General features: G+C 30.8%; 20 protein-coding genes. 13 read left to right on the forward strand and 7 right to left on the reverse strand.

Going from position 1 to position 26,784, the window contains the following annotated elements; translation table 11 throughout:
* Positions 1-3 precede the first annotated feature (3 nt).
* From AWN65_RS04230 to pyrE, 4 genes are all read right to left on the reverse strand, one after another.
* Positions 4-573, reverse strand: a complete 570-nt coding sequence (locus AWN65_RS04230; RefSeq protein ID WP_060382023.1) for a pentapeptide repeat-containing protein — start codon at positions 571-573, stop codon at positions 4-6.
* Between the two features lie 167 nt (positions 574-740).
* Positions 741-2,558, reverse strand: coding sequence for a DEAD/DEAH box helicase (locus AWN65_RS04235; RefSeq protein ID WP_060382024.1), 1,818 nt, complete (start codon positions 2,556-2,558; stop codon positions 741-743).
* Between the two features lie 289 nt (positions 2,559-2,847).
* The gene (locus AWN65_RS04240; protein WP_060382025.1) at positions 2,848-3,240 is read right to left on the reverse strand and encodes a hypothetical protein; all 393 of its coding nucleotides are present in this window, start codon (positions 3,238-3,240) and stop codon (positions 2,848-2,850) included.
* A 19-nt stretch (positions 3,241-3,259) separates the two neighbouring features.
* Positions 3,260-3,907: an orotate phosphoribosyltransferase gene (gene pyrE, locus AWN65_RS04245; RefSeq protein ID WP_060382026.1), complete on the reverse strand. Its 648-nt coding sequence runs from the start codon at positions 3,905-3,907 to the stop codon at positions 3,260-3,262.
* A gap of 7 nt (positions 3,908-3,914) precedes the next feature.
* Between pyrE and AWN65_RS04250 the strand changes: the two genes are divergently transcribed.
* The 9 genes from AWN65_RS04250 (at position 3,915) to ytxJ (ending at position 15,764) form a co-directional block, all read left to right on the forward strand.
* Positions 3,915-4,520, forward strand: a complete 606-nt coding sequence (locus AWN65_RS04250; RefSeq protein ID WP_060382027.1) for an NUDIX hydrolase — start codon at positions 3,915-3,917, stop codon at positions 4,518-4,520.
* 591 nt (positions 4,521-5,111) lie between these two features.
* Positions 5,112-6,782 carry an asparagine synthase B gene (asnB, locus tag AWN65_RS04255; RefSeq protein ID WP_060382028.1) on the forward strand — a complete coding sequence of 557 codons (1,671 nt, stop codon included), beginning with the start codon at positions 5,112-5,114 and terminating at the stop codon, positions 6,780-6,782.
* A gap of 402 nt (positions 6,783-7,184) precedes the next feature.
* Entirely contained in the window at positions 7,185-9,125 is a 1,941-nt protein-coding gene (gene gyrB / locus AWN65_RS04260) for a DNA topoisomerase (ATP-hydrolyzing) subunit B (protein WP_060382029.1), read from the forward strand.
* A gap of 178 nt (positions 9,126-9,303) precedes the next feature.
* A complete protein-coding gene (locus AWN65_RS04265) occupies positions 9,304-10,236 on the forward strand; it encodes a malate dehydrogenase (protein WP_060382030.1) in 933 nt (310 codons plus the stop codon).
* A gap of 193 nt (positions 10,237-10,429) precedes the next feature.
* Positions 10,430-13,396, forward strand: coding sequence for a protein translocase subunit SecDF (secDF, locus tag AWN65_RS04270; protein WP_060382031.1), 2,967 nt, complete (start codon positions 10,430-10,432; stop codon positions 13,394-13,396).
* 83 nt (positions 13,397-13,479) lie between these two features.
* The gene (locus AWN65_RS04275) at positions 13,480-13,815 is read left to right on the forward strand and encodes a tRNA-binding protein (RefSeq protein ID WP_060382032.1); all 336 of its coding nucleotides are present in this window, start codon (positions 13,480-13,482) and stop codon (positions 13,813-13,815) included.
* A 570-nt stretch (positions 13,816-14,385) separates the two neighbouring features.
* The gene (msrB, locus tag AWN65_RS04280) at positions 14,386-14,844 is read left to right on the forward strand and encodes a peptide-methionine (R)-S-oxide reductase MsrB (protein WP_060382033.1); all 459 of its coding nucleotides are present in this window, start codon (positions 14,386-14,388) and stop codon (positions 14,842-14,844) included.
* Positions 14,845-14,857: 13 nt separating this feature from the next.
* A complete protein-coding gene (gene msrA, locus AWN65_RS04285; RefSeq protein WP_060383815.1) occupies positions 14,858-15,397 on the forward strand; it encodes a peptide-methionine (S)-S-oxide reductase MsrA in 540 nt (179 codons plus the stop codon).
* A gap of 10 nt (positions 15,398-15,407) precedes the next feature.
* Complete coding sequence (ytxJ, locus tag AWN65_RS04290; protein WP_060383816.1) at positions 15,408-15,764, forward strand: bacillithiol system redox-active protein YtxJ; 357 nt, start codon at positions 15,408-15,410, stop codon at positions 15,762-15,764.
* Positions 15,765-16,111: 347 nt separating this feature from the next.
* Here ytxJ and AWN65_RS04295 read toward each other — a convergent pair whose 3' ends face one another.
* Positions 16,112-16,729 (reverse strand): outer membrane beta-barrel protein, encoded by a 618-nt coding sequence (locus AWN65_RS04295; protein ID WP_060382034.1) that lies wholly within the window; start codon positions 16,727-16,729, stop codon positions 16,112-16,114.
* Positions 16,730-17,614: 885 nt separating this feature from the next.
* Between AWN65_RS04295 and pheT the strand changes: the two genes are divergently transcribed.
* Positions 17,615-20,035 (forward strand): phenylalanine--tRNA ligase subunit beta, encoded by a 2,421-nt coding sequence (gene pheT / locus AWN65_RS04300; RefSeq protein WP_060382035.1) that lies wholly within the window; start codon positions 17,615-17,617, stop codon positions 20,033-20,035.
* Positions 20,036-20,295: 260 nt separating this feature from the next.
* Here pheT and AWN65_RS04305 read toward each other — a convergent pair whose 3' ends face one another.
* Together AWN65_RS04305 and fahA are read right to left on the reverse strand one after the other, a co-directional pair.
* Entirely contained in the window at positions 20,296-21,483 is a 1,188-nt protein-coding gene (locus AWN65_RS04305) for a hypothetical protein (protein ID WP_060382036.1), read from the reverse strand.
* A gap of 78 nt (positions 21,484-21,561) precedes the next feature.
* Entirely contained in the window at positions 21,562-22,845 is a 1,284-nt protein-coding gene (fahA, locus tag AWN65_RS04310) for a fumarylacetoacetase (RefSeq protein ID WP_060382037.1), read from the reverse strand.
* A 114-nt stretch (positions 22,846-22,959) separates the two neighbouring features.
* Between fahA and glyA the strand changes: the two genes are divergently transcribed.
* From glyA to AWN65_RS04325, 3 genes are all read left to right on the forward strand, one after another.
* Positions 22,960-24,234, forward strand: coding sequence for a serine hydroxymethyltransferase (gene glyA / locus AWN65_RS04315; RefSeq protein WP_060382038.1), 1,275 nt, complete (start codon positions 22,960-22,962; stop codon positions 24,232-24,234).
* A gap of 131 nt (positions 24,235-24,365) precedes the next feature.
* On the forward strand, positions 24,366-25,433 hold the full coding sequence (gene aroC, locus AWN65_RS04320) for a chorismate synthase (protein ID WP_060382039.1): 1,068 nt from the start codon (positions 24,366-24,368) through the stop codon (positions 25,431-25,433).
* Positions 25,433-26,692 carry a dicarboxylate/amino acid:cation symporter gene (locus AWN65_RS04325; RefSeq protein WP_060382040.1) on the forward strand — a complete coding sequence of 420 codons (1,260 nt, stop codon included), beginning with the start codon at positions 25,433-25,435 and terminating at the stop codon, positions 26,690-26,692. Before aroC ends, AWN65_RS04325 begins: the two co-directional genes overlap by 1 nt.
* Positions 26,693-26,784: the final 92 nt, after the last annotated feature.

Below are 26,784 nucleotides of genomic sequence, written 5' to 3' on the forward strand. Positions count from 1 at the left end.
TACTTACTTAATTATAATCTCATACTGATCTAATAAGCCTTTTATGTTTTCTTGAGAAAAAATAGCTTTTTTTAATTGATTCTTTTCAGGATTAATTGAAAAATTATGACTGGAATAAAAATCAGATTTTGTAAGATTTGTATTTGAAAAAACGGCTAATCGAAGATTACAGTTGTCAAATAAAGCCTCCGTAAGGTCACTTTCCATAAAATCTACCGAAACCATACTGCAATTTGTGAATTGAATTTTTTTAAGTTTTAGTTTATAAAATTGAGCATAATCTAAAAGACAATTTGTAAAATGAAACTCATAAATAACTTGATCAGTCATAGCAAAATTTACATTTGTAAAATTACTATCCACAAATAACACATTTCGTAAACCTACATGACCTATTTTTGCTTCCTTGAAATTACAATTTTTAAAATTACAATCTACAAAGATAGTTCCCGTAAAAAAGGCTTGTGTAAAATCACAATCTATGAATGTACAGTTTTCAAATTCTTTATTAGTAAGCTCATAAAGACCGTATGTAATATGATTAAAATTTTGATCGTATATAAAATCGTGCATATATTTTGTGTAAAGTAAAGAATAGCAATTATTCTTATTCAAGTAAAATAATTATTATTCCTTTAGGTTATTATTCAAGTATAATATTTATTAAAAGAATTATTTAAAAAATAAAAAGCTGTTCAATTTTTGAACAACTTTTTATATACTGTAGTTTTAAAAAATAATTAGCTTCTACGACTTCTACGATCAGATGAAGAAGAATCGGAACGTCGAGGACGTCTTTCGTTTTTAGGAGCTCTATCATCAGAAGAGTTTCTTCTGTCAGATTTTCTACCTCCATCACGTCTTTCGCCTTTAGGAGCACCTTCTCCGCGTCTTTCTCTACGATCTGTTCCTTCGCGTTTTCCTCCTCTACCGCCATGATCACGACGTTTGCTGTTAGAAGAACCATCGTTTTTAGATATTTCTACGTTTATACGTCTGCCTTCTAAGGTAATGCCGTTTAAAGTGTTCATAACTAAATCTACATGCTCAGCATCTGTATTAAAGAACGAGAAACCTTCTTTTACATCTACTTTAAATACGTCATCACGACCTAATTCTAGTTTTTCTTTTAAGAAATCCTTTAATTCCATCCATTCAAAACCATCACGAGCTCCAATGTTAATGAAGTAACGAACAGCACCTTCTGTAGGGATAGTTGCCTTAGCACCTGAAGACTCTTGATGTAAATCACGTGATTTTTTATAGTAAGACAAGAAACGATTGAACTCTACCGATACCATTTTTTTAATTAATTCTTCTTTAGTTAAATCTTGAAGAACGTCATAAATAGCGGGTAGGTAAGTATCTATTTCATGGTCTACCTCTACATCCTTTATTTTGTTGGCTAAGTGATATAATTGGATTTCACAAATTTCAATTCCATTAGGAATTGGTCTTTCTTCAAATTTAGTTTTGATGATTCGCTCAATTTGATTAATCTTACGAAGTTCACTTTTCGTTATAATAACCATTGAAGTACCTGATTTTCCAGCACGACCAGTACGACCAGAACGATGAGTATAGGTTTCAATTTCATCAGGTAATTGATAGTTAATTACGTGAGTTACATCATCTACATCTATACCACGAGCTGCAACGTCAGTAGCTACTAACATTTGAATCTGACGACTACGGAATGCTTTCATAACAGCATCGCGTTGTGCTTGCGATAAATCACCATGTAAAGCAGCAGCATTATAACCATCTTCGATTAATTTTTCAGCAATTGCTTGTGTATCTCTTTTGGTTCTACAAAAGATAACAGAAAAAATATCAGGATTAGCATCTGCTAAACGCTTTAGAGCAGCATAACGATCACGAGCATTAACTAAATAAAACTCATGAGATACATTAGTTGAACCTTGGTTTTTATGTCCTACTGTAATTTCTTGTGGAGTGTGCATGAACTGTTTGGCAATTCTTGCTACTTCAGCTGGCATAGTAGCCGAAAACAACCAAGTGTTTTTGTCTTCTGGAGTATCCGCTAAAATAGAACAGATGTCATCATAGAATCCCATATTTAACATTTCATCTGCTTCATCTAATACACAGATTGAAATGTTTTTTATGTTAACCATTCCACGGTTAATCATATCTTGCATACGTCCAGGAGTAGCTACAATAATTTGCGCACCTCTTTTTACTTCTCTTGCCTGTTCATTAATGCTTGCACCACCATATACTGCCACGGTATGTAAACCCTTAATGTACTTAGAATAAAGTTTAATTTCATTTGTGATTTGCAAACATAATTCACGTGTAGGCGATAAAATTAATGCTTGAGTTGTTTTGTCTTCTGCATTAATCTTTTGAATAAGAGGGAAACCAAATGCAGCTGTTTTTCCAGTACCAGTTTGCGCCAATGCAACAATGTCGGTATCTTGCTCTAATAATAGAGGAATCGCTTTTTCTTGTACTTCAGAGGGATTTTCAAATCCTAGATCTTTAATCGCCAGCACTAGCGATTCATTAAGACCTAATTGTTCAAATTTATTCATTACTTATTTTTAAATTGGGCGCAAAGGTAATGAAAAGTTATAAGTTAATGCTGCGAAATATATTTTTTTTTAAATATCCTCAAAAAAATAAGAGTTTGATTATTAAAATTTTAAATAAAATTTAAAAAAAGAGGGTGAACTAAAAGATTCTGATCTTATCATTTCGATCAAAGGAAGGCTCGAACGAATTGAAAAGATGAAACAAATTTGTTACTTTTCTTGTTGTCAAAGTGACAAACTAGACATTAAGTTACTAATTTTTAGACACCCCTTGTATTATTGTCAAAAATTATAATTTACTCATATTTTGAGCTAATGTTTCGATAAATTTAGTAATAGGTGCTTTTATCATCATTGCCATCATAGCATTAAATTCACCTTCAAATATTAATTGGATGTCTGTAGAGTCAACAGCCGTTTCATTTATATTAGCGGTTAATGTAAAAGGTAATTTGCTAGAAGCAGCTCCTAAAACAATCTTTGAAGTAGGTACAGATTCTTTTTTAACTAATTTAATTTCAGGCATACCCTTTAAACCAAATTCAAAGCAATTTTCATCAATTACCTCAAATTTAGCCGTATTTTCAGGCATTAATTTTTCAAAATTTTTAACCTCAGATAATTCTTTAAATATATATTCTGCAGATTTTGCTACTGTTACTTTTGGGCTTTCTAAATTCATACTTGATTTTTTTTAGATATTATATGTTAATATTCCATTCAGCTGGATTTTTTTTCCAATCTATAAGTAATTCATGTTCTTTTTCTGTAATATACTCTTTTATTACAGCTAATTCTAAAAGATTTTCATAGTTACTCAAGGTAAACAAGTCTACATTTGCATTTTTAAAACTTTCTTGAGCAATTGGAAAACCATAAGTAAAAATAGCAGCCATTCCTTTAATATTAGCACCTTCATTGCGTAAAGCTTCTACAGCTAATAAACTACTATTTCCTGTACTGATCAAATCTTCAACTACTACCACATTTTGACCTTTTTGTAAAAAACCTTCCACTTGATTTTTACGACCATGTTTTTTAGGTTCAGGGCGTACATATACAAAAGGGAGTCCCAATTCTTGTGCTACCAATATACCTATACCTATAGCACCTGTAGCTACCCCTGCAATTACATCAGGTTTACCAAATTGTTTCTCAATGTTCTTTGCAAATTCATCTTTTACATAATTTCGTATTGCCGGGAACGAAAGTAATATCCTATTATCACAGTAAATTGGCGATTTCCAACCAGAGGCCCATGTAAAAGGATTTTTAGAATTCAATTTAATTGCATTTATTTGTAAAAGCAATTCGGCAGTTTTACTCGCTGTATCTTTATTAAAAATCATACTGCAAATGTATAAAGTTTTTGTGAACGACAAACCACTTTTCCTGACAAATCAATTTGTTAAGGAAACTGATTTCAAGTTTTTTTTGCTTGAAAGTATTGACATCGAACAGCTTATTGTGAGCTATTTTCAAAACAAAATTCAAAAGGCCTATTTGTATCATCCTGATGAAAAAGAAATTCTTAATACTTTAAAATCTAAGATAAAAGTAAATTTTGCAGGAGGAGGTTTAGTATATAATAATAAAGGAGAAGTTCTTTTTATTTATCGAGGAGGAAAATGGGATTTACCTAAAGGTGGGATTGATAAAGGAGAGGAAATAGAAGAAACAGCTATTCGTGAAGTTGAAGAAGAAACAGGGGTTACAAATCTTAGAATTACTAAAAAACTTCAAAAGACATACCATATTTTTAGAAGAAATGGTAAGTATAGGTTGAAAATTACTCAATGGTATGAAATGCAGACCGATTATGAAGGCTTATTAGTAGGACAATTAGAAGAAGGTATTGAAAAGGTAGCTTGGCTTAATCCTAATCAAATAGACGAAGCATTAACTAATTCTTACGAAAATATTAAACTTCTCTTTGAAAAAAATAAAAAAATGCAAGAATAAAATATTATCTTAAAAGAGGCTGTCCGAAAAGGTCGCAATCTCTCATTTCTATGAAAGGGAGGTTTGAACGAAGGAAACAAGGAAAAGAAAATTATATAATGCTGAAAATGTGATTTATCCTGTCATTTAAGTGATATGTTAAACGTTGAGTTTTGACTTTTTAGACACCCTCTTTTTTTAAAATAACTATAAAAGAATTTTCAAATTATTACTTTTAATACGGCTGGAAATAAATGTTAATAGAAGTAATAAAAATACTATTTAACTTCTTAATTAAACTTGATTAATAAAGCATCTTCAGTTTTATTATATCATTTATTTTTGTCTTTTTTTAATAGCTTATCAGAGTAAAAAAATAGAATAGACCTATTAAATAGTACTTTTAAATATTAAATAAATTACAGATTTTAAGTTTTAATTATGTAATAATATGCTTTTGTTTTTTTTTGTTTGTTATATTGTGTTTTTTGTTTGAAAATATAATTAAAACATTGTTTATGGTTTAAAATTAAAATTAAATACATCAATTTTGCTTCATAAATATATTATTAATCAAATCTGGATTCAGGTAATTAAAAACTAAAATATACTATGTGTGGAATTGTATGTGCCTTTGATTTAAAACAAAAAACAGAAACTTTAAGACCTCAAGTGTTAGAGATGGCAAAAATTATACGTCATCGCGGACCGGATTGGAGTGGGATTTTTTCTAATGACAAAGCTATTTTAGCGCATGAGCGTTTAGCAATTGTAGATCCAGCTTCTGGAAAGCAACCTCTTTTTAGTCCTGATCAAAAATTCGTTTTAGCTGCAAACGGCGAAATATACAACCACCGTGAATTGCGTAAACAATTTGAGGGTAAATATGAGTTTCAAACTCAAAGCGACTGTGAAGTTATTTTAGCATTGTACCAAGAAAAAGGACCTACATTTGTGGATGAAATGAATGGAATTTTTGGTTTTGCATTGTACGATGTTGAAAAAGACGAATATTTCATTGCTAGAGACCATATCGGAATTATTCCATTGTATATCGGTTGGGACAAACACGGAACTTTTTATGTTGCCTCTGAATTAAAAGCTTTAGAAGGATATTGTTCTAAAATCGAATTATTCCCGCCAGGGCATTATTTACATAGTAAAGACGGTCAGTTGGTAAAATGGTATGATAGAGAATGGACAGAGTACGAGGCAGTAAAAGAGAATGAAACGAGTATTCAGGCCATACGTGAAGCTTTAGAAGCAGCTGTACATCGTCAGTTGATGAGTGATGTACCTTATGGAGTATTACTTTCTGGCGGATTGGATTCTTCCATTACTTCGGCTATCGCTAAAAAGTATGCGAGTCGTCGTATTGAAACTGATGATAAATCGGAAGCTTGGTATCCACAATTACATTCCTTTGCTGTAGGTTTAGAAGGTTCTCCAGATCTAGCTGCGGCTCAAAAAGTGGCTGATCATTTAGGAACGATTCACCATGAAATTAAATTTACTATTCAAGAAGGTTTGGATGCTATTCGTGATGTGATTTATAATTTAGAAACCTATGATGTTACTACGGTACGTGCCAGTACGCCAATGTATTTAATGGCTCGTGTAATTAAATCTATGGGGATTAAAATGGTGCTTTCTGGAGAAGGTTCTGATGAGTTATTTGGTGGCTATTTATATTTCCATAAGGCACCTAATGCGAAAGAATTTCACGAAGAAACGGTTCGTAAATTAAGTAAACTCCACATGTACGATTGTTTAAGAGCTAATAAAAGTTTAGCGGCATGGGGAATTGAAGGGCGTGTTCCTTTCTTAGATAAGGAATTTATGGACGTGGCTATGAGAATTAACCCCCAAGATAAAATGATTAATGGAGAACGTATGGAAAAATGGGTTTTACGTAAAGCTTTCGAAGATATGTTGCCAGAAAGCGTAGCTTGGCGTCAAAAGGAACAATTTAGCGATGGAGTGGGGTACAGTTGGATTGATACATTGAAAGAAATTGTAAACAAAGAAGTCTCAGATGAACAATTAGCAAATGCTAAATTCAGATTCCCAATTCAAACGCCAATGAATAAAGAAGAGTATTATTATCGTACCATTTTTACTGAACATTATTCAAGTGATACAGCAGCATTATGCGTGCCACAAGAAGCTAGTGTGGCATGTAGTACAAAAATAGCATTAGAGTGGGACGAAGCTTTTAAAAAACTAAACGATCCTTCAGGACGTGCTGTGGCAAAAGTACATGATGATGCGTATGAAAAATAAATAAAATGATTTTGTGTTCTGATTGACTTTCTTATCAATTCAATAGAAAGTATAAACCTCAATAGTTTTTCTTTTGAGGTTTTAAATTTTAATTTAAATTACGTATTGGCTTTTATTACAAAAAAGAATTAATATCTATCCCATAATTTGACTTTAATGTATAAAAAGGTAAATAGAGGGATTTTAAAAGGTTTTTTATAAGATTTTAATTTTAACATTTTCTAAAAAATAAAGAAAATATGATTTAAGGCTGTTTTTGGTTGATTTAAAGAATGATCTCTTTGTTAACGCTTTAATGTTAATAAACTAAAAAGGTTTTAAACGATTTTGTAATTTTAAAAAGCAGTATTTCACTATATTTGCGTGTTTGACAAAAGAATATAATTACACGAAAAAGATATTATGAGCGAAGAAGTTAAAAAGAATAATTATTCTGCTGACAGTATTCAGGCGTTAGAAGGAATGGAACACGTGCGTATGCGCCCATCCATGTATATTGGAGATACTGGAGTTAGAGGTCTACATCATTTAGTATATGAGGTAGTAGACAACTCAATTGATGAGGCTTTAGCAGGACACTGTGATACTATTTTTGTAACAATTAACGAAGATAATTCAATTACTGTTGAAGATAATGGTCGTGGTATTCCAGTAGATATTCATAAAAAAGAAGGCGTTTCCGCACTTGAGGTTGTAATGACTAAAATTGGTGCTGGAGGTAAATTTGATAAAGATTCTTATAAAGTTTCTGGTGGTCTTCACGGGGTTGGGGTGTCGTGTGTTAATGCACTTTCTGACCATTTAAAAGCGACAGTTTATCGCGATGGTAAAATTTACGAACAGGAATATGAAAGAGGTAAAGCGCAATATCCTGTAAAGCAAATAGGAACTACGGAAAAAAGAGGTACCACCGTTTGGTTTAAACCTGATGGAACAATTTTTCAACAAACTTTGGAGTACTCTTATGATACGCTTGCAGCTCGTATGCGTGAGTTGGCATTTTTAAATAAAGGAATTACAATAACGCTTACGGATAAACGAGAAAAAGATAAAGACGGTAACTTTTTAGGTGAAACTTTCCATTCTAAAGAAGGTTTAAAAGAGTTTGTTAAGTTTCTTGATGGTAATCGTGTGCCTATTATTGGTCATGTGATTTCAATGGAAAATGACAAAGGAGAAATTCCGGTTGAAGTAGCTTTAATTTATAATGATAGCTATTCAGAAAATATATTCTCGTACGTAAATAATATCAATACACACGAAGGAGGTACACATTTACAAGGTTTCCGTATGGGGTTAACTCGTACGTTGAAAAAATATGCAGATGCTTCGGGTTTATTAGATAAGTTGAAATTTGAGATTTCTGGTGACGACTTCCGTGAAGGTTTGACAGCTATTATTTCGGTAAAAGTTGCTGAACCACAGTTTGAAGGTCAAACAAAAACAAAATTAGGAAATAGAGAAGTAGTTTCTCCAGTATCCCAAGCAGTAGCTGAGATGTTAGAAAATTACTTGGAAGAAAATCCTAATGATGCTAAAATCATTGTTCAAAAAGTAATCCTTGCAGCACAAGCACGTCACGCAGCTAAAAAAGCACGTGAAATGGTGCAACGCAAAACCGTAATGGGCGGTGGTGGATTACCAGGTAAATTATCAGACTGTTCCGAGCAAGATCCAACAAAATGTGAAATATTCCTTGTCGAGGGGGACTCGGCGGGTGGAACGGCTAAACAAGGACGTGACCGTAATTTTCAAGCGATTTTACCACTTCGAGGTAAGATTTTGAATGTAGAAAAAGCAATGCATCATAAAGTGTTTGAAAACGAAGAAATTCGTAATATTTTTACTGCTTTGGGAGTAACAGTGGGGACTGCCGATGATAGTAAAGCATTGAATCTTGAAAAACTTCGTTATCATAAAGTAGTAATCATGTGTGATGCTGATATTGATGGTAGTCATATTTCTACACTTATTTTGACTTTCTTCTTCCGTTTTATGAAAGAATTAATAGAAGAAGGACATGTTTATATTGCCACTCCTCCTTTATATTTAGTTAAAAAAGGAAATAAAAAAGAATATGCTTGGGATGAGAAAATGCGTGACGCGATTAATGAAAGAATGGGCGGTGGTGCAAATATTCAACGTTATAAAGGTCTTGGAGAGATGAATGCTGAACAGTTGTGGGAAACAACATTAAATCCTGAATACAGAACATTGCGTCAAGTAACGATTGACAGCTTAACAGAGGCTGATAGAGTGTTCTCTATGTTAATGGGAGATGAAGTTCCTCCTCGTAGAGAATTTATTGAAAAGAATGCTATTTATGCTAATATTGATGCATAATTTATAAAGTATAAAAAAAGATATAGAAAGACTGGAATAAAACACCAGTCTTTTTTATTTGTATAAATTTTCCTATTAATGAATTGATATTGTATTTTTTCGTATATTCGAAAGAAGCTAATTACTTAAAACAGCTTAAAAAAATAAAATAAAATTTAACAAAAAAAGATAGTTTATTATGAAAGTATCAATTGTAGGAGCAGGTAATGTTGGAGCTACCTGTGCAGACGTTATGGCTTATAGAGGTATTGCTAGCGAGGTGGTTTTATTAGATATTAGAGAAGGATTTGCAGAAGGAAAAGCATTAGATATATCACAATGTGCAACTAATACAGGATTTAATACTAAATTAATAGGCGTAACGAATGATTATTCTAAGACAGCTAATAGTCATGTAGTAGTTATCACTTCTGGAGTTCCAAGAAAGCCAGGAATGACAAGAGAAGAATTAATAGGGATTAATGCAGGAATTGTAAAATCAGTTGCTGAAAATCTTCTTGCTTATTCACCTAATGCAATTTTTGTTATTGTTTCAAATCCTATGGATACAATGACTTATTTAACTTACAAAACTTTAGGAATTCCTAAAAATAGAGTGATAGGAATGGGAGGAGCTTTAGATAGTGCACGATTTAAAACATATTTAGCTCTAGCTTTAGATAAACCAACTAATGATATTGCAGCTATGGTTATTGGAGGTCATGGAGATACCACGATGATTCCATTGACGCGTTTAGCATCTTATAATGGAATTCCAGTATCACAGTTTTTATCAGAAGAACAATTGACTAAAATAGCTAAGGATACAATGGTAGGAGGTGCTACTCTTACGTCTCTATTAGGTACATCAGCTTGGTATGCACCAGGAGCTTCAGTAGCCTATTTGGTAGATTCTATCCTAAATAATCAGAAAAAAATGATTGCTTGTTCAACATATTTAGAAGGTGAGTATGGTCAAGATGATATATGTATAGGAGTTCCTTGTATAATAGGAAGTAATGGAGTAGAAGAAATAATAGATATAAAATTAGATAATCAAGAGAGCGAATTGTTTGTGAAATCTTCATTGGCAGTTCGTGGCATGAATGATACTCTTTCAGAATTATTATGAAAAGAATTTTAATTTTATTAAAAGACTGTTTTTTTAAAACAGTCTTTTTTTTGATATAATTTTCTTAAATTAATTGGTTTATCGTATTCAGAATTATATATTTGCAAGTTCTAGTAAATACTCCTATTGTGTTTAGGAGTCTTTTATTAACCAAAAACTAACGTAGAACAAATTAATTAATTTTTTACAAAGAATGCAGAATAGAGGACTCATTAAGTTTTTTGCAATCATCTTTGCTTTAGTAAGTATTTACCAGCTTACTTTCACTTTTGTAGCCAATAAAGTTAAAAGTGATGCAAAAGCATTTGCAAATGGAAATCAAGAAAAGGAGATTAAGTATCTTGATTCAATTGGTAAACAAAAAGTTTTTAGTTTAGGGTTTACTGATTTCACTTACAATGAAGTAGCTGATAAGCAAATTAACAAAGGTTTAGACTTAGAAGGAGGTATTAATGTTACCTTGCAAATTTCTGTGAAAGATGTATTAAAAGGTTTAGCTAATAATACATCAAATGCCATATTTAATAAAGCTTTAGCAGAAGCAAAGAAAAACCAACAAGGAAATCAATCTTTTCTAGATGCTTTTTTCGAAGCATTTGAAAAAGCTTCAGCTGGCTCAGGAACTAAATTGGCTTCTCCTGATGTTTTTGGAAATAGAAATTTAGCTGATGAAATCAACTTTAATATGTCAGATTCACAAGTGAAAGCTGTAATTGCTAAAAAAGTTGATGAGTCTGTACAAAGTGCATTTGGAGTATTACGTGAACGTATAGATAAATTTGGTGTAACACAACCTAATATTGTTAAATTAGGAAATACAGGACGTATTTTAGTAGAATTACCAGGAGCTAAAGACGTAGATCGCGCTAAAAAATTATTATCTTCTACCGCTCAATTAGAGTTTTGGGAAACGTATAAAATGGAGGAAGTTGCTTCTTATTTAATGACTGTTAATGAAGCTTTAAAGAAAACAGAAAAAGTAGAGCCAGTTGTTAAAGAAACTAAATCTTCTTCTAAAGTAAACGATTTATTAGTTGATAAATCAAAAGATTCTACAAATAATACAAAAGGAAACAATCCATTGTTTGATAAATTAATGCCGTTACAGCAAGGAGGTTCTATTATAGGTATGATTGCAACTAAAGATACAGCGGTAGTTAATGCTTATTTGAGAAGAACTGATATAAAAGCTTTGTTACCCGCTAATCTAACAGATGTTAAGTTCTTATACGGAAAAGCAAAAGATGACGAAGCAGAAGCAGTTGAGGTCTATGCTATTAAAGGTAATAGAACTAATACTCCTCCAATGAGTGGAAGTGTTTTAATAGATGCAGCAGATACTTTTGATCAAATGGGTAAACCAGCTGTTTCTATGCAAATGAATGGAAAAGGAGCTAAAATTTGGGAAGAACTAACAGGTAGAGTGTTTTCTCAAAAAAATGCAATTGCAATTGTTTTAGATGATGTAGTTTATTCTGCACCAGGTGTAACTTCAGGTCCTATTGCAGGTGGTCGTTCTGAAATTTCTGGAACTTTTAAAATTGATGAAACAAAAGATTTAGCTAATGTTTTACGTGCTGGTAAATTACCAGCAGCAGCTGAAATCGTTCAATCAGAAGTAGTAGGTCCCTCTTTAGGTCAAAAAGCAATTGATAATGGTACTATGTCAGCTATTGTAGGTTTATTAGCTGTAATGTTATGGATGTGGGTATATTATGGTAAATCAGGTACTTATGCAAATATAGCATTAGTAGTTAATTTATTATTCCTATTTGGTATTTTAGCAAGTTTAGGTGCTGTATTAACATTACCAGGTATTGCAGGTATCGTACTAACGTTAGGTACTGCAGTAGACGCTAATATCATTATTTATGAAAGAGCAAAGGAAGAGTTGAGACACGGTTTAAATTTAGGAGAAGCTGTACAAAAATCATTCTCTTGGACTGGAGCTATGCGTTCTATTATTGATGCAAACGTAACACACGTTTTAACAGGTGCTATTTTATATACCTTTGGAACAGGTCCTATTAAAGGTTTTGCCACTACTTTATTAATAGGTATCGTAACTTCATTATTTACATCTATTTTTATCACAAGAATATTCTTAGACAGAGCGGTAGCTAAAAACATTACTTTATCATTTACTACAGATTGGTCTAAAAATTGGTTTACAGGATACCATTTCGATTTCTTAAAAATTAAAAAATTCACGTATGGTTTCTCATTAGTGGTAACTGTAATCAGTTTAGTTTCAATTTTCTTTATAAATGGTTTAGATCAAGGTGTAGACTTTGTTGGAGGTAGAACTTTTCAAGTAAAATTTGAAAAACCAGTTGATGCTGCTGTAGTATCAGAGGAATTAGGAAAAGTATTTGGTGTACCTGCTGAAGCAAAAGTATTTGGTGATTCAGATCAATTAAGAATTACAACTAAATACAAAATTGAAGAAGAAGGTGTAGCTGTAGACGAAGAAGTTAATAAATTATTATACCAAGGATTATCTAAATATTTCCCTGGTATGGATTATAAAACATTTATTACCCTAACAGATGGTAAAAAAATAGCAGTATTATCAGGTTCAAAAGTAGGTGCTGCTATTTCTAACGATATCAAAACAAACTCTTTTTGGGCAGTTATCGGAGCAATGTTAGTAGTAGGACTGTACTTAGTAATTTCATTCCGTAAATTAGGATATTCACTAGGAGCAGTAGCAGCAGTAGCACACGACGTAATTTTTGTATTAGGTATTTATTCTATATGTTATAAGTTTATGCCTTTCCACATGGAAATGGATCAGCATTTTATTGCAGCTATCCTAACAGTTATTGGGTACTCAATGAATGATACCGTAATTGTATTTGACCGTATTCGTGAGTTCTTAGCAGGTAACTTAAAAGGTAACTTTAATCATATTGTAAATGAATCTATTAACACCACTTTATCAAGAACAATCAATACATCATTAACCATGATTCTAGTATTAGCTATTATGTTCGTGTTTGGTGGAGAGTCTATTAGAGGATTTATCTTTGCTATGTTAATAGGTATTATTGTAGGTACTTATTCTTCATTATTCATTGCAACACCAGTGTTAGTAGATACTTTATCTAAAAAAGATAAAGAAGAAATAGAAAAAAGACATGCAGAAATAAATGCTTAGTGTCAGACATTTTTTAATAAATTAGAAGTCCCGATTTCTCGGGACTTTTTTTATACATCAAATAATCATTAAAAATAATAAATATGAAAATTTCTTGGTCTGATTTTGAACGAGTAGAAATGAGGGTTGGAACAATAATTACCGTAGATGATTTTCCTGAAGCACACAAGCCCGCCTATCAACTAACAATTGATTTTGGAAGTCAATTAGGGATCAAAAAAACTTCGGCTCAAATAACAAAACGATATTCAAAAGAAGAATTGATTAGTAAGCAAATTATAGCTGTTATAAATTTTCCTGAAAAACAAATAGGCAAGTTTATGAGTGAATGTTTGATTCTTGGAACCCTAGGAGAAAATAATGATGTCGTATTGCTATCTACAGATCAAAAAGTAATAAACGGTTTGCGTATTGGTTGAAAACCTAAGATTGTTAGGTCTATTTTGTTCTAAAAAATGTCTTACGATTTTTATGTTAGAAAAATATAGATTATCCAATTTTTTTATACTGTTTATTTATTTTATCTAACGGACAAAGAAAAAATGAAATCAAATAATAAAACTAATATTCTTTTTAATTAAGATATGCAGTTATAATTGTTTAAAAATAATATAGGTATATAAAAACAGATTTAAAGATAATCTAAGAAGCATACAATATGTTTTTTTTATTTTTAAAACAGCTCGAACAAAGGGTTGAGTATATCATTGAAATCATCGTTAGTTCGAGCGCGAAGCACATCGAGAACCAATACTAATTTTTATTGCTTTTGTAGAATCAAGGAATCTCCCTCTGGTCGAAATGAAAGATTACAAACTTTTTGGACACTCTCAAGGTTAAAAAAATATTATGAGGAAATTTCAAAGTTTAAATGGTATAAATGGTTTTTAAAGAAACGGGAATTATTTACCAGTTTTAAGGAAAAATGAACAATTCTTTTAAAGTTACTTAATCGTAACTTTGTATAATAAAACAAAAATAAAAGAGTTATGAGAAACAAAGAATTAAATTGGACAGATGTAATTCGATTTGCTACAAAAGGAAACTTAACTCCAGATATAAGAATTAAAAAAACAGATGATGAATGGAAAGAAATACTAACCCAAGAGCAATTTTATATTACGAGAAAAAAAGGTACAGAAGCTCGTTTTTCGGGTGAACATTGTACTCAATATCAACCGGGTGTGTATAGTTGTATTTGTTGTAATACACCTCTTTTTGATTCCTCAGAAAAATTTGATTCAGGAACAGGATGGCCTAGTTTTACCCAGCCAATTAAAGAAAATGTTATTCAATATATAAAAGATAGTTCTTACGGAATGATTAGGGTAGAGGTAATGTGTAATATATGTGATAGTCATTTGGGACATGTTTTTCCTGATGGACCAGAACCTAGTGGATTACGTTATTGTATAAATTCTGTCTCACTATATAAAAATGAAAATTAAAAGAATAAAAAGCATGAAAAATATAGAAATAGCCACTTTTGGAGGAGGATGCTTTTGGTGCATTGAGGCAATAATTCAAAGACTAAAAGGAGTAGAAAAAGTAGTGTCAGGTTATACAGGAGGTAAAATAATAAACCCTACTTACGAAGAGATTTGCAAAGGAGATACTGATCATGCTGAAGTAATACAAGTAACTTTTAACACAGATTCTTTATCTTATGTAGAATTATTGAATGTTTTTATGATTTATCATAATCCTACAACCCTTAATTATCAAGGAGCAGATTATGGAACCCAATATAGATCCGTTATTTTTTATCATAATGAAAAACAAAAAATATTAGCACAAGAAGTAATCAAAAAATTAAATCCTGTCTTTGAAAACAAGATAGTTACGGAATTAGCTCCTCTAAGAGATTTTTATCCTGCAGAGATTTATCATCAAAATTATTATAATAAAAACAAAAATAAAGGATATTGTCAAGTAGTTATTTCTCCTAAAATAGCTAGACTTAAAAAAGAATATGCCGATAAACTTAAAGAAAATATTTAAAATAAAATATATGAAAACACAAAATTGGAATACAATAAAAACAGAACAAGAAGTACTTAATATTGTTGAAAAATCTAATAATAAGCCACAAGTTATTTTTAAAGATAGTGTAACTTGTGGTATTAGTGCATTTGCAAAAGAACGACTAACAAATGGTTTTAATCTAATAGAAAATATATGTGATTTTAATTATTTAGACCTATTAACTTATAGATCCGTATCAAATTTTATAGCAGAAACCTTAGAAGTAATTCATCAATCACCACAAATCATTGTTCTTATAAATGGTAAAGTAATTTATAGAGATTCTCATCATACTATTGAGGCACATAAAATAGCAGAAAAAATTAATGCTTTTACAAAATAATACTACTACATAATATAGACTATATATTTTGCCCCAAATTAAATGTTATACCTTGTAATAAAGGAGAAAAAAGATAAAAGAAACGGGTTATATTAAAGCTAAAATAACTTTTTAGATTCAAAGTTATTTTAGCTTTAATACGTTTGTTTTTACCACGTAAATTAAATTTATAAAAAGAGACTGTCTTAAAAATAGAGTATAATATATCATAATATATAAGAGAGAACCATTAATAAAAGGTGTTATATAATTATGAATCTCTTTTAAGATAAGATGAACTAAAAATATTCTAGACAGTCTCCTAATTAAAAATTTATTGTTTTTTAGTATGAATAATTTATCTTATTCTACAAAGTATAATAAATACCTACGTTAAATCTATTTCCTAGAGAATTAAGATCAAAATTAAATGTGTTCGTTTCTTCTTTTACATCTGTTTCTTTATTTTTTGATGTATGAGATGAAAAGCCTAAAACACCTAAAGAACCTACTACCGTAATTTTAGGAGAAAGAGCATAACCAAATCCTGCATTTAAATTTGTATTAAGTTCAAAAAGAGTATTTTTAGATTCTAGATTACCTAAAAGAGTTTTTTTAGTAGTAGTAGAGTTTCCAGGTAATAATCCAATATTAACCCCTACGAAAGGTCTAAAAGCTTTACTTCCTTCTCCAAAAAAATAACGACCATAAAGTGTACCTCCGTATTGATTTTCTTTTACTTCTGTATTCCCAAATTCTTTTGTAGAACCTTGAGTTGTAAAGCCCACACCTAATTGTACATTATTTGTTAAAAAAGTACCTACTTCTGGTGAAAAGTTCCATGTTGAACCCTCTAATGTAGTTGTACTCTCTATTTTTGTCTTACTACTTGAATAGCCCACTTGACCTCCTACATAAAAACTTCCCTTTTGAGCAAATACACCTGAAGTAATTAATATTGCACTTGCAATTAAAAAATTTTTCATAAAAACTATGTTTTAAAAATTAACAAAATGACTTTTTCAAATTTTATTCCAAAAAAAAGTTAAAATTAATAATTAAGGTTTTTTGAAATGTTATTTTTTTATAATATTCAATTTAAATAAAACAAAAATGTTTTAATTTAAAAATAAATAGTGATATTTAGATTAATTTTGATTGTGTTATTGTTTATGTTGATTATATAACAAAATGAATTTTTGAGTAATAATCTGTTTCTGTATGTCAAAAAAAACTTTATTTGTGAAATTATGTCAGTATATTATGTCAGTATTTTTATCTTTGTTGTTTTTTATCGTTTATTTGTTTAATTATTTTTTAAAAGTTAAATAAAGTTATTTGTTTAAATAAAAAAACTTATTTGTTTTATAATGATAATAAATTTAACCTGAAAAAATATTTAGATTCAAAGTATCTGAAAAGTCAAAATTGAATGTTTGCCCTGTCACTTTGACTAAAGGAAGAAGTTAGATTATTAGCGTTATGTAATTTTATTTAGCTTGTTTACTTCGTTTGAACCTCTCTTTAGTTGAATCAGAAGATTGTCACCTTTTTGCACTGCCCTCTAAAAAAGTTAAAAATTTAATCTAAAAGTATAAACATTAGATTGTCATCATGACAAGTGTATAATAAATACTTAGATTGAAGAGATAGATTTTAAAACCAGATTAGATATAATGGAAATAAAAGAGATAATCATAAAAACCTATTAATTATTTGCTTATCCAAAAAAATCTAAATACTATCATTCAAAAGAAAAAATCAAATAAAAATTAAGGATTATATATAAAAAAGTAGGTATAAAATTTATCTTTAAACTCCTAAGTAATTTTTTATCTTTGCGATGCTTTAAAATTTGATAAATATTCAAAATGAAAATTTCATATAACTGGTTAAAACAATTTATTAAGACGGATTGGAGTTCTGAAAAGACAGCTGAATTATTAACTGATCTTGGTCTTGAAGTAGAAGGTATTGAAAAGTTTTTTTCAATAAAAGGAGGATTAGAAGGTTTAATAGTAGGACACGTGTTAACTTGTGAAAAACACCCAAATGCTGATAAACTAAAAATTACTACAGTAGATTTAGGAAATGAAGAACCAGTTCAAATAGTTTGTGGAGCTAGTAATGTAGCGGCGGGTCAAAAAGTAATAGTAGCAACTATAGGAACAAAATTATATGATAAAGAAGGAAATTCTTTTGAGATAAAAAAAGGTAAAATTAGAGGAGAGGAAAGCCACGGAATGATCTGTGCAGAAGATGAAATAGGTATCGGAAATAGCCATGAAGGTATTATAGTTCTAGAAGAAACTGTAAAAGCAGGAACGTTAGCCTCGACCGTTTTTAATGTAGAAATAGATGAAGTTTTTGAAATAGGACTTACTCCTAATAGAGCAGACGCTATGAGTCATTGGGGAGTAGCCAGAGATTTACGAGCAGGTATGCTTCAACAAGATATTAGTACAGAATTAATTACACCATCTGTAAGTTCTTATAAAGTAGAAAAAAGAACTTTGAAAATAGATGTAAATGTTGAAAATACAACATTAGTACCTAGATATTGTGGTGTTACAATTTCAGATATAAAAGTAGCACCATCACCAGAATGGTTACAAAATAGATTAAAAGCAATAGGACTTATACCTAAAAATAATGTTGTAGATATAACAAACTATGTATTGCATGAATTAGGACAACCTTTACATGCTTTTGATGCTTCTAAAATACACGGTAAAATTATTGTAAAAAATGCCACAGAAGGAGAAAAGTTTATCACATTAGATGATGTAGAAAGAACTTTACATAAAGAAGATATCATGATTTGTGATGAAAAAGGACCTTTATGTATTGCAGGTGTAATGGGAGGCAAAAACTCAGGAGTATCAGAAAGAACAACTTCTCTATTTTTAGAAAGTGCTTACTTTAATCCTGTTTCCGTGCGTAAAACAGCCAAAAGACATGCAATTAATTCAGATGCCTCTTTTCGTTTTGAAAGAGGAATAGATCCTAGTATTACAGAATACGCTTTAAAACGAGCAGCAATCCTTATATGCCAAATTGCAGGAGGAGAGATGACTTCAGATATAATGGAAGTTTATCCTAAAAAAACAGAAGATTTTCCTGTTTTTTTAAATTTAGAGAAAGTTAAAAAAATCATAGGTCAAGAAATTCCAGATGAGGAAATTAAAAATATTCTCGTTTCACTAGATATAAAAGTAAATAGTATCTCAAAAGTAGGTCTAGGATTAACAGTACCAGCTTATCGTGTGGATGTAACTCGTGAAATAGATGTAATAGAAGAAATTCTAAGAGTTTACGGTTATAATAATATAGAATTTTCCCAAAAATTAAACGCTACAACTGCACACTCATCTAAAACAGAAGATTATAAGATACAAAATATTATTGCTAACTTGTTAGTAGGTAATGGATTTAATGAAATGATGGCAAACTCATTAACTACCCCTAATTATGTGAGTTTAAGCGATAGTTTGCACGAGAAAAATAATGTTTTGATACTTAATCCTTTAAGTAATGACCTATCTGCTATGCGTCAATCTATGTTATTCTCAGCCTTAGAAGCAGTTTCCTTTAATGTAAATCGTAAAAATGCTGATTTACGCCTGTTTGAATTTGGGAAAACCTATCATAAACAATTAGCAGGACATGAAGAAAAAATGCACCTAACCTTAACTATGAGCGGAAATAGTTCAAAAGAATCTTGGACAAATCCTCAAAAAATGACCAATTTCTTTTTATTTAAAGGATATATACTAAATATTTTTGAAAGATTAGGAATCAAAAATATTGTTACCATGCCAATGAAAAGTGATATTTTAAGCGAAGGAATGGTTTATGAATTAGGAACTTCTTGTTTAGTAGAATTTGGAACAGTAAAAAAATCAATTTTAAAACATTTTGATATCAAACAAGAAGTATTTTTTGCTGATTTTAACTGGAGTGCTATATTAAAACATTTATCAACTAATGTGAAATTTGTTGAAATTTCCAAATATCCAGAAGTTCGTCGTGATCTAGCCTTATTAGTAGACGAAGGTGTAGAATTTGCAAAAATCCTTGATATAGCAAATAAAACAGAAAAAAATCTATTAAAAGGAATTGATTTATTTGATGTTTACCAAGGTAAAAATTTACCAGAAGGGAAAAAATCATACGCAATAAGTTTCTTATTACAAGATAGTACTAAAACACTTACAGATTCACAAATTGATAAAGTGATGAATAAATTAACTCAAAATTTTGAAACAGAATTAGGAGCTACTTTAAGATAAAATACCTATTTAAGTAAGATACCAAGGCTCGGATTTTTTATAAATCCGAGCCTTGGTTTTGATTGTACTAATAATTAAGCTTCTTTAACAAAAGTAATAGAGCTGAGCTATATAAATTTTAAAAATAAAAATCTATTAATACAGATACTTTATCAACCTATTTTATTATTCAATTAGTGCAATCTTAGATGTCAAAAATAAAGTAGATAAATTGAAAAAAGATAATTATGAAATATTTTAAGAATTTAAATAAAACATATTTATCGTCTAAGTCTATTTCTTGTAATAGTACTTTTTAACTTATTTTTTAAATCCTCTCCTGAATCATATATCATTTGCTCATTTGTTGGAAAAGAAGTAGGCCTACGATTAAAATATGGTAAATAGTTTTCATCACAAGCTCTAGGATCACCATTATAATTAGCATAAATGTTTTCAAATACGAAATTACTGGTTATAGGAAATGTATTTATTAACTGATTAGTATTTAAATTTAAATAATCAATTTTGGCACTAATACTACATGATTTGTTTTGTCTAAACTCATATACAGTACTTCTAACAGTAATCATGTTATCTATCATAATTGTATTTCCTTTTTCATCTTTTACGGGTTGACCATTTGAATTTAATTGAGGTTTAGTGCCATTTTTAATTAATTTTTCTTTTGAAAACTCTCTTTCAAAAACCTTTTCAGGAGAAATATTAATGCCTCTAAAACTAACAACCATCGCAAAATCATAATTTGTATTTTTTTGTTTATTACTATGATATATAGTCCACTTATCATTTAATCCAAGAGTGCTAAAATCTAAAAGATCATTTTGTAAACGAGAAGGAATAACCATGTTAGTTTCATTTTTCGTGTAAACATGTACAAAATCAGTTCCCTTAAGATGACATTCATCCATTAATTTATTACAATCTTTATATCCTGGATTTATAGTATTTAAATATTCAAAGTCATCAAAAGCACGACGAAAACTAATCTTATCTTTTGTTTTCATTAATTTTAATGCGTTTTCATATAAAAAATCAGAAAGTTTACTTTTAGTAGTAATTAAGGCAGTTGAATAATCTTCAAAAGAAAATTGTGCATTTCTACCTTCTTTTATTAAAGTTAGAGGTAATAAAGGTTGTATTTTTTCTTGACGGTTTTGTAGCTTGATATATGTATTGTATATTTTTTCTAAGTGATTAGGATTGCCTTCTTTTTCCCAGACAGAAATAGCTTCTAAATCCCTTTTCTTGGCTTTAGAAAAAGCTTCTTCTAGTAAATAAACATAATCTTGTTTGCCTTTGGAATTTTTATTACTCTTCAAATTGTCAATTGATTTACTAATGGCTCCATCATAATTGCCATCATTTAACATTGATTGTGTTTGTTTTACACCACTACAGCTAAATAAAAAAACAACAAATACTATTAGGGAGGTAATTTTTTTCATACAATTTAATTTTAAATCTGATTATGCAAAATTCAAGCCAAAAAATACTCCGAATCTTTCGGAGTATTAAAAAATGTTTTATTTAGTAGGAATAGGAGGCAATAATTTGCTTGAAACCTCACCAAAACCAATTCTTATCTCTTCATTTTGGCAGTAGCCTCTCATAATAACAGTATCACCATCATTAATGAATTTTCTTTCAGAACCATCTTTTAAAAGAATAGGGTTTTTTCCACCCCATGTTAATTCTAACATAGATCCAAGAGAATCTTCAGTAGGGCCAGATATTGTACCAGATCCCATCATATCACCAGAGTTTATACGACAACCGTTAATAGTATGATGTGCTAACTGTTGATTCATAGTCCAATACATATATTTGAAATTAGTATTGCTAATAATGGTTTCTTCCGAATCCTCAGGAGTTATACTTACCTGTAATTTGATGTCAAAAGCATGTTCACCAGTTTGTTGTAAATAAGGAAGAGGTGTTGGTTCCTGAACAGGTGATGCACAACGGAAAGGTTCTAAAGCATCCATAGTAACAATCCAAGGAGAGATAGAGCTTGCAAAATTTTTAGCTAAAAAAGGACCCAGAGGAACATATTCCCATTTTTGAATGTCACGAGCACTCCAGTCATTTAGTAATACCATACCAAAAATATAGTCTTCGGCTTCAGCTACTGGGATATTTTCGCCCATTAGGTTGGCATCTGTAGTTATAAAGGCTGTTTCTAATTCAAAATCTACCAAACGAGAAGGACCAAATATAGGAGCTGTTGCATCAGGAGGCATAGTTTGTCCCATAGGACGATGCACTGGAATTCCTGATGGCACAATCGTAGAACTTCTTCCATGGTACCCTACAGGGATATGTAACCAGTTTGGTAATAAAGCATTAGCGGGATCACGAAACATTTTTCCTGTATTTGTAGCATGTTCTCTACTTGAAAAGAAATCAGTATAATCCCCTACAAAAACAGGAAGTTGCATTTCTACATCTTCTATTTTAAAAATGACTACTTCACGATGTTTATCATTATCTCTTAAATCTGCATTTTCAGCATCAAAAATATCGGCAATACGATTACGAACTAATCGCCATGTTTTTTTTCCACAAGAAATGAATTCATTTAAAGCATCTTGAAGAAAAACATCATCTGTTAAATCAATTCCTTCAAAATATCCTAATTGATGCAATGCTCCTAAGTCAATAGCGTAATCTCCAATACGAGTACCAACGGTTACAATATCGTCTTTTGTTAAAAAAATACCAAATGGAATATTTTGAATAGGAAAATCGCTGGTAGATGATACTTCTAACCATGATCTTCTTTCAGGATTGTTAGCTGTAATAGGCATATTATATTTTTTTGTGATTTTAATTAATTTTTACACCTCAAATATAGTTTCTATTGGGATTATACCAAACACTTTTTGTATTTTTGACAACCATTTATAAAAAAATATTCAAAAATGTTACGCGACGAACAAATATTCGATTTAATTCTTGATGAACAAGATAGACAAATTCACGGTATTGAATTAATTGCTTCTGAGAATTTTGTAAGCGACCAAGTAATGGAAGCGGCAGGTTCTTGTTTAACTAATAAATATGCAGAAGGTTACCCAGGTAAAAGGTATTATGGAGGTTGCGAAGTAGTAGATGTGGTAGAACAAATTGCTATTGATAGAGCGAAAGCTTTGTTTGGAGCAGCGTATGTAAATGTACAACCTCATTCAGGATCTCAAGCTAATACAGCTGTTTTTGCAGCTTGTTTACAACCAGGAGATACAATTTTAGGTTTTGATTTATCACATGGGGGCCATTTAACGCACGGATCTCCTGTAAATTTTTCAGGAAAATTATACAACCCTGTTTTTTATGGAGTAGATCAAGAAACAGGAATGTTAAATTATGATAAAATTCAGGAAATAGCTACGAAAGAACAGCCTAAAATAATTATTGCAGGTGCTTCCGCGTATTCTCGTGATATGGACTTTAAACGTTTTCGTGAAATTGCGGATTCTGTAGGAGCTATTTTAATGGCAGACATTTCTCACCCAGCAGGTTTAATAGCAAAAGGATTAATGAATGACCCAATTCCTCATTGCCATATTGTAACAACCACTACCCACAAAACATTACGTGGTCCTCGTGGAGGTATGATTATGATGGGACAAGATTTTCCAAACCCTTGGGGCTATACAACCCCTAAAGGAGAAGTAAAGATGATGTCTAACTTATTAGATATGGCTGTTTTTCCTGGTAATCAAGGAGGTCCTCTAATGCACATTATAGCTGCTAAAGCAGTTGCTTTTGGTGAATGTTTATCAGATGAGTTCTTTACTTATGCAATGCAAGTACAAAAAAATGCAAAAGCAATGGCAGAAGCATTTATAAAAAGAGACTATAACATTATATCAGGAGGAACAGACAATCACATGATGTTAATAGATTTACGCAATAAAGGAATAACAGGAAAAGAAGCCGAAAATGTATTAGTAAAAGCAGAGATTACAGTAAATAAAAATATGGTTCCTTTTGATGATAAATCACCTTTTATAACATCAGGTATTCGTGTTGGAACACCCGCTATTACGACTCGTGGTCTAGTAGAAGCGGATATGGATAAAATTGTAGAACTGATAGATCGTGTATTGATGAATCATACAAATGAAGAAGTAATTGAAGAAGTAGCTAATGAAGTAAATGAAATGATGAGCGAGCGAGCTATGTTCGTTTTTTAATTCATAGTACAAATATTAAATAAGGCTGTTTTAGATAGACAGCCTTAATTTTTTTGAATGTTCTGAAAAAAAACAAAATAAACTTATTTAAAAAACATTCTCTTACTATTTGTTAATAATACTCTAATCTAATGGCAGGAAATTCTTTTGGAAATATATTAAAAGTAACCACTTTTGGAGAATCACATGGACAAGCTTTGGGAGGTGTAATTGAAGGATGTCCATCAGGAATTGAGTTAGATATGTCCTTCATTCATCAACAGATGCAAAGACGTAAGCCTGGTCAATCCTCTATTGTTACACAACGTAAAGAAGAAGATGAAGTACAATTTTTATCCGGAATTTTTGAAGGAAAAACAACAGGTACTTCTATAGGTTTTATAATCCCTAATACCAATCAAAAAACAGAGGATTATAGTCATATAAAAGATACATACAGACCTAGTCATGCTGATTATGTTTATGATCAAAAATACGGTTTTCGTGACTACAGAGGAGGAGGACGCAGTTCTGCAAGAGAAACGAGTTGTAGAGTATTAGCAGGAGCCGTAGCAAAACAAATAATTCCTCAAATCAAAATAAACGCTTTCGTATCTTCCGTAGGAGAAATAAGTATAAACAAACCGTATCAAAAATTGGATTTCTCTAAAATAGAATCTAATCCCGTTAGATGCCCTGATTTAGAGGTTGCAGAATTAATGGAAAACCATATCAAAGAAATCAAAAAACAAGGCGATACAATAGGAGGAACCATAACTTGTGTAATCCAAAATGTACCAATAGGTTTAGGTGAGCCTGTTTTTGATAAGTTACACGCTGAATTAGGAAAAGCTATGCTATCTATAAATGCAGTTCATGGTTTTGAGTATGGAAGTGGTTTCTGTGGAGCTAAAATGAAAGGGAGTGAACATAATGATCGTTTTAATCCAGATGGAACCACCCAAACCAATTTATCAGGAGGAATACAAGGAGGAATAAGTAACGGTATGGATATTTATTTTAGGGTAGCTTTTAAACCTGTGGCAACTCTAATTCAAAAACAAGAAGTACTAACGGTTGATGGACATATTGTAGAGCAACAAGGAAAAGGCAGGCATGACCCTTGTGTGGTGCCAAGAGCCGTACCAATTGTAGAAGCAATGGCTGCTTTAGTAATGGCAGATTATTATTTATTAAATAAAATTTATCAATTTAAATAATGGAAATAACTAAAAACGAGGTTTCTAAGAAATCTATTTTTTCAAATCTTACTATGCAAATCTTATTAGCAATGCTTTTAGGTGCAACATTAGGGATTTTTATACATAATAATTGTGATGAGGCTACTGCTAAAGATTTTAGTGGATATATAAAAATGTTAGCCACTATTTTCATTCGTTTAGTTCAAATGATTATTTCACCTCTAGTTTTTACAACATTAGTAGTAGGTATTGCTAAATTAGGAGATATCAAAGCGGTTGGACGAATAGGAGGAAAGGCCTTAGGCTGGTTTTTTACCGCTTCTTTTATATCATTATTAATAGGCATGTTTTGGGTAAATATTCTAGAACCAGGAGCTGGATTAAACTTAAGTGGAGTAGATATAACCACAGCAGCGGAAGTTACCGAAAAAACACAAAATTTTTCTGCACAGAATTTTATTGAACACATAATTCCCAAAAGTGTTGTAGAAGCAATGGCAACTAATGAAATTTTACAAATTGTAATCTTTTCAATCTTTTTTGGTTTAGCAGCTGCTTCCTTAGGAGAGCAAACAAAATCGGTTATAAACGCATTAGATAAAATGTCTCATATCATTTTAAAAATGGTAAACTATGTAATGAAGTTTGCCCCACTAGGTGTTTTTGGAGCTATAGCAGGCGTATTTGCCATTCGTGATTTAGGAGAACTTTTATTAACTTATACAAAGTACTTTGGTTCCTTTTTAGTAGGAATTACTTCATTATGGATTGTATTACTAATTATAGGTTCTTTGTTTTTAGGAAAAAGAATAAAAATACTTTTAAATCATATTATTTCACCTTTAGTAATTGCATTTGGTACAACAAGTAGTGAGGCTGTTTTTCCTAAACTAACAGAAGAATTAGAAAAATTTGGTATAAAAGACAAAATTGTATCATTTATGTTACCATTAGGTTACTCCTTTAATTTAGATGGTAGTATGATGTATATGACTTTTGCCAGTATTTTTATAGCACAAGCCTACGGTGTATCATTAGATTTAGGAACTCAATTAACAATGTTATTAGTTTTAATGCTAACAAGTAAAGGAATAGCAGGAGTTCCAAGAGCTAGTTTAGTAGTTGTAGCAGCCACTTGCGGAATGTTTGATATTCCCGTAGAAGGCATTGCTTTAATATTGCCAATAGATCATTTTTGCGATATGTTCAGAAGTGCAACAAATGTTTTAGGTAATGCCTTAGCAACTTCCGTAGTTGGAAATTGGGAAAAAGACTAATGAAAGATAAATTCATAGAGGGTTCTAAATACAACCATTATTAGGTAGATCTTGTAATTTTTAAAACTCCATTTTTTAGAACTTTTGTCTAA

The sequence above is a fragment of the Flavobacterium covae genome (assembly GCF_001534645.1).
Taxonomy (GTDB): Bacteria; Bacteroidota; Bacteroidia; order Flavobacteriales; family Flavobacteriaceae; genus Flavobacterium; species Flavobacterium covae.

Excerpts from the sequence above, each read along its gene's own strand:
- AWN65_RS04240 (WP_060382025.1), bottom strand. The coding sequence starts at position 3,240 with ATGAATTTAGAAAGCCCAAAAGTAACAGTAGCAAAATCTGCAGAATAT.
- AWN65_RS04305 (WP_060382036.1), bottom strand. The coding sequence starts at position 21,483 with ATGAAAAAAATTACCTCCCTAATAGTATTTGTTGTTTTTTTATTTAGC.
- gyrB (WP_060382029.1), top strand. The coding sequence starts at position 7,185 with ATGAGCGAAGAAGTTAAAAAGAATAATTATTCTGCTGACAGTATTCAG.
- glyA (WP_060382038.1), top strand. The coding sequence starts at position 22,960 with ATGTTACGCGACGAACAAATATTCGATTTAATTCTTGATGAACAAGAT.
- ytxJ (WP_060383816.1), top strand. The coding sequence starts at position 15,408 with ATGAAAACACAAAATTGGAATACAATAAAAACAGAACAAGAAGTACTT.
- AWN65_RS04325 (WP_060382040.1), top strand. The coding sequence starts at position 25,433 with ATGGAAATAACTAAAAACGAGGTTTCTAAGAAATCTATTTTTTCAAAT.
- secDF (WP_060382031.1), top strand. The coding sequence starts at position 10,430 with ATGCAGAATAGAGGACTCATTAAGTTTTTTGCAATCATCTTTGCTTTA.
- AWN65_RS04250 (WP_060382027.1), top strand. The coding sequence starts at position 3,915 with ATGTATAAAGTTTTTGTGAACGACAAACCACTTTTCCTGACAAATCAA.
- AWN65_RS04235 (WP_060382024.1), bottom strand. The coding sequence starts at position 2,558 with ATGAATAAATTTGAACAATTAGGTCTTAATGAATCGCTAGTGCTGGCG.
- msrA (WP_060383815.1), top strand. The coding sequence starts at position 14,858 with ATGAAAAATATAGAAATAGCCACTTTTGGAGGAGGATGCTTTTGGTGC.
- pheT (WP_060382035.1), top strand. The coding sequence starts at position 17,615 with ATGAAAATTTCATATAACTGGTTAAAACAATTTATTAAGACGGATTGG.
- pyrE (WP_060382026.1), bottom strand. The coding sequence starts at position 3,907 with ATGATTTTTAATAAAGATACAGCGAGTAAAACTGCCGAATTGCTTTTA.
- AWN65_RS04275 (WP_060382032.1), top strand. The coding sequence starts at position 13,480 with ATGAAAATTTCTTGGTCTGATTTTGAACGAGTAGAAATGAGGGTTGGA.
- asnB (WP_060382028.1), top strand. The coding sequence starts at position 5,112 with ATGTGTGGAATTGTATGTGCCTTTGATTTAAAACAAAAAACAGAAACT.
- msrB (WP_060382033.1), top strand. The coding sequence starts at position 14,386 with ATGAGAAACAAAGAATTAAATTGGACAGATGTAATTCGATTTGCTACA.
- AWN65_RS04295 (WP_060382034.1), bottom strand. The coding sequence starts at position 16,729 with ATGAAAAATTTTTTAATTGCAAGTGCAATATTAATTACTTCAGGTGTA.
- AWN65_RS04230 (WP_060382023.1), bottom strand. The coding sequence starts at position 573 with ATGCACGATTTTATATACGATCAAAATTTTAATCATATTACATACGGT.
- fahA (WP_060382037.1), bottom strand. The coding sequence starts at position 22,845 with ATGCCTATTACAGCTAACAATCCTGAAAGAAGATCATGGTTAGAAGTA.
- aroC (WP_060382039.1), top strand. The coding sequence starts at position 24,366 with ATGGCAGGAAATTCTTTTGGAAATATATTAAAAGTAACCACTTTTGGA.
- AWN65_RS04265 (WP_060382030.1), top strand. The coding sequence starts at position 9,304 with ATGAAAGTATCAATTGTAGGAGCAGGTAATGTTGGAGCTACCTGTGCA.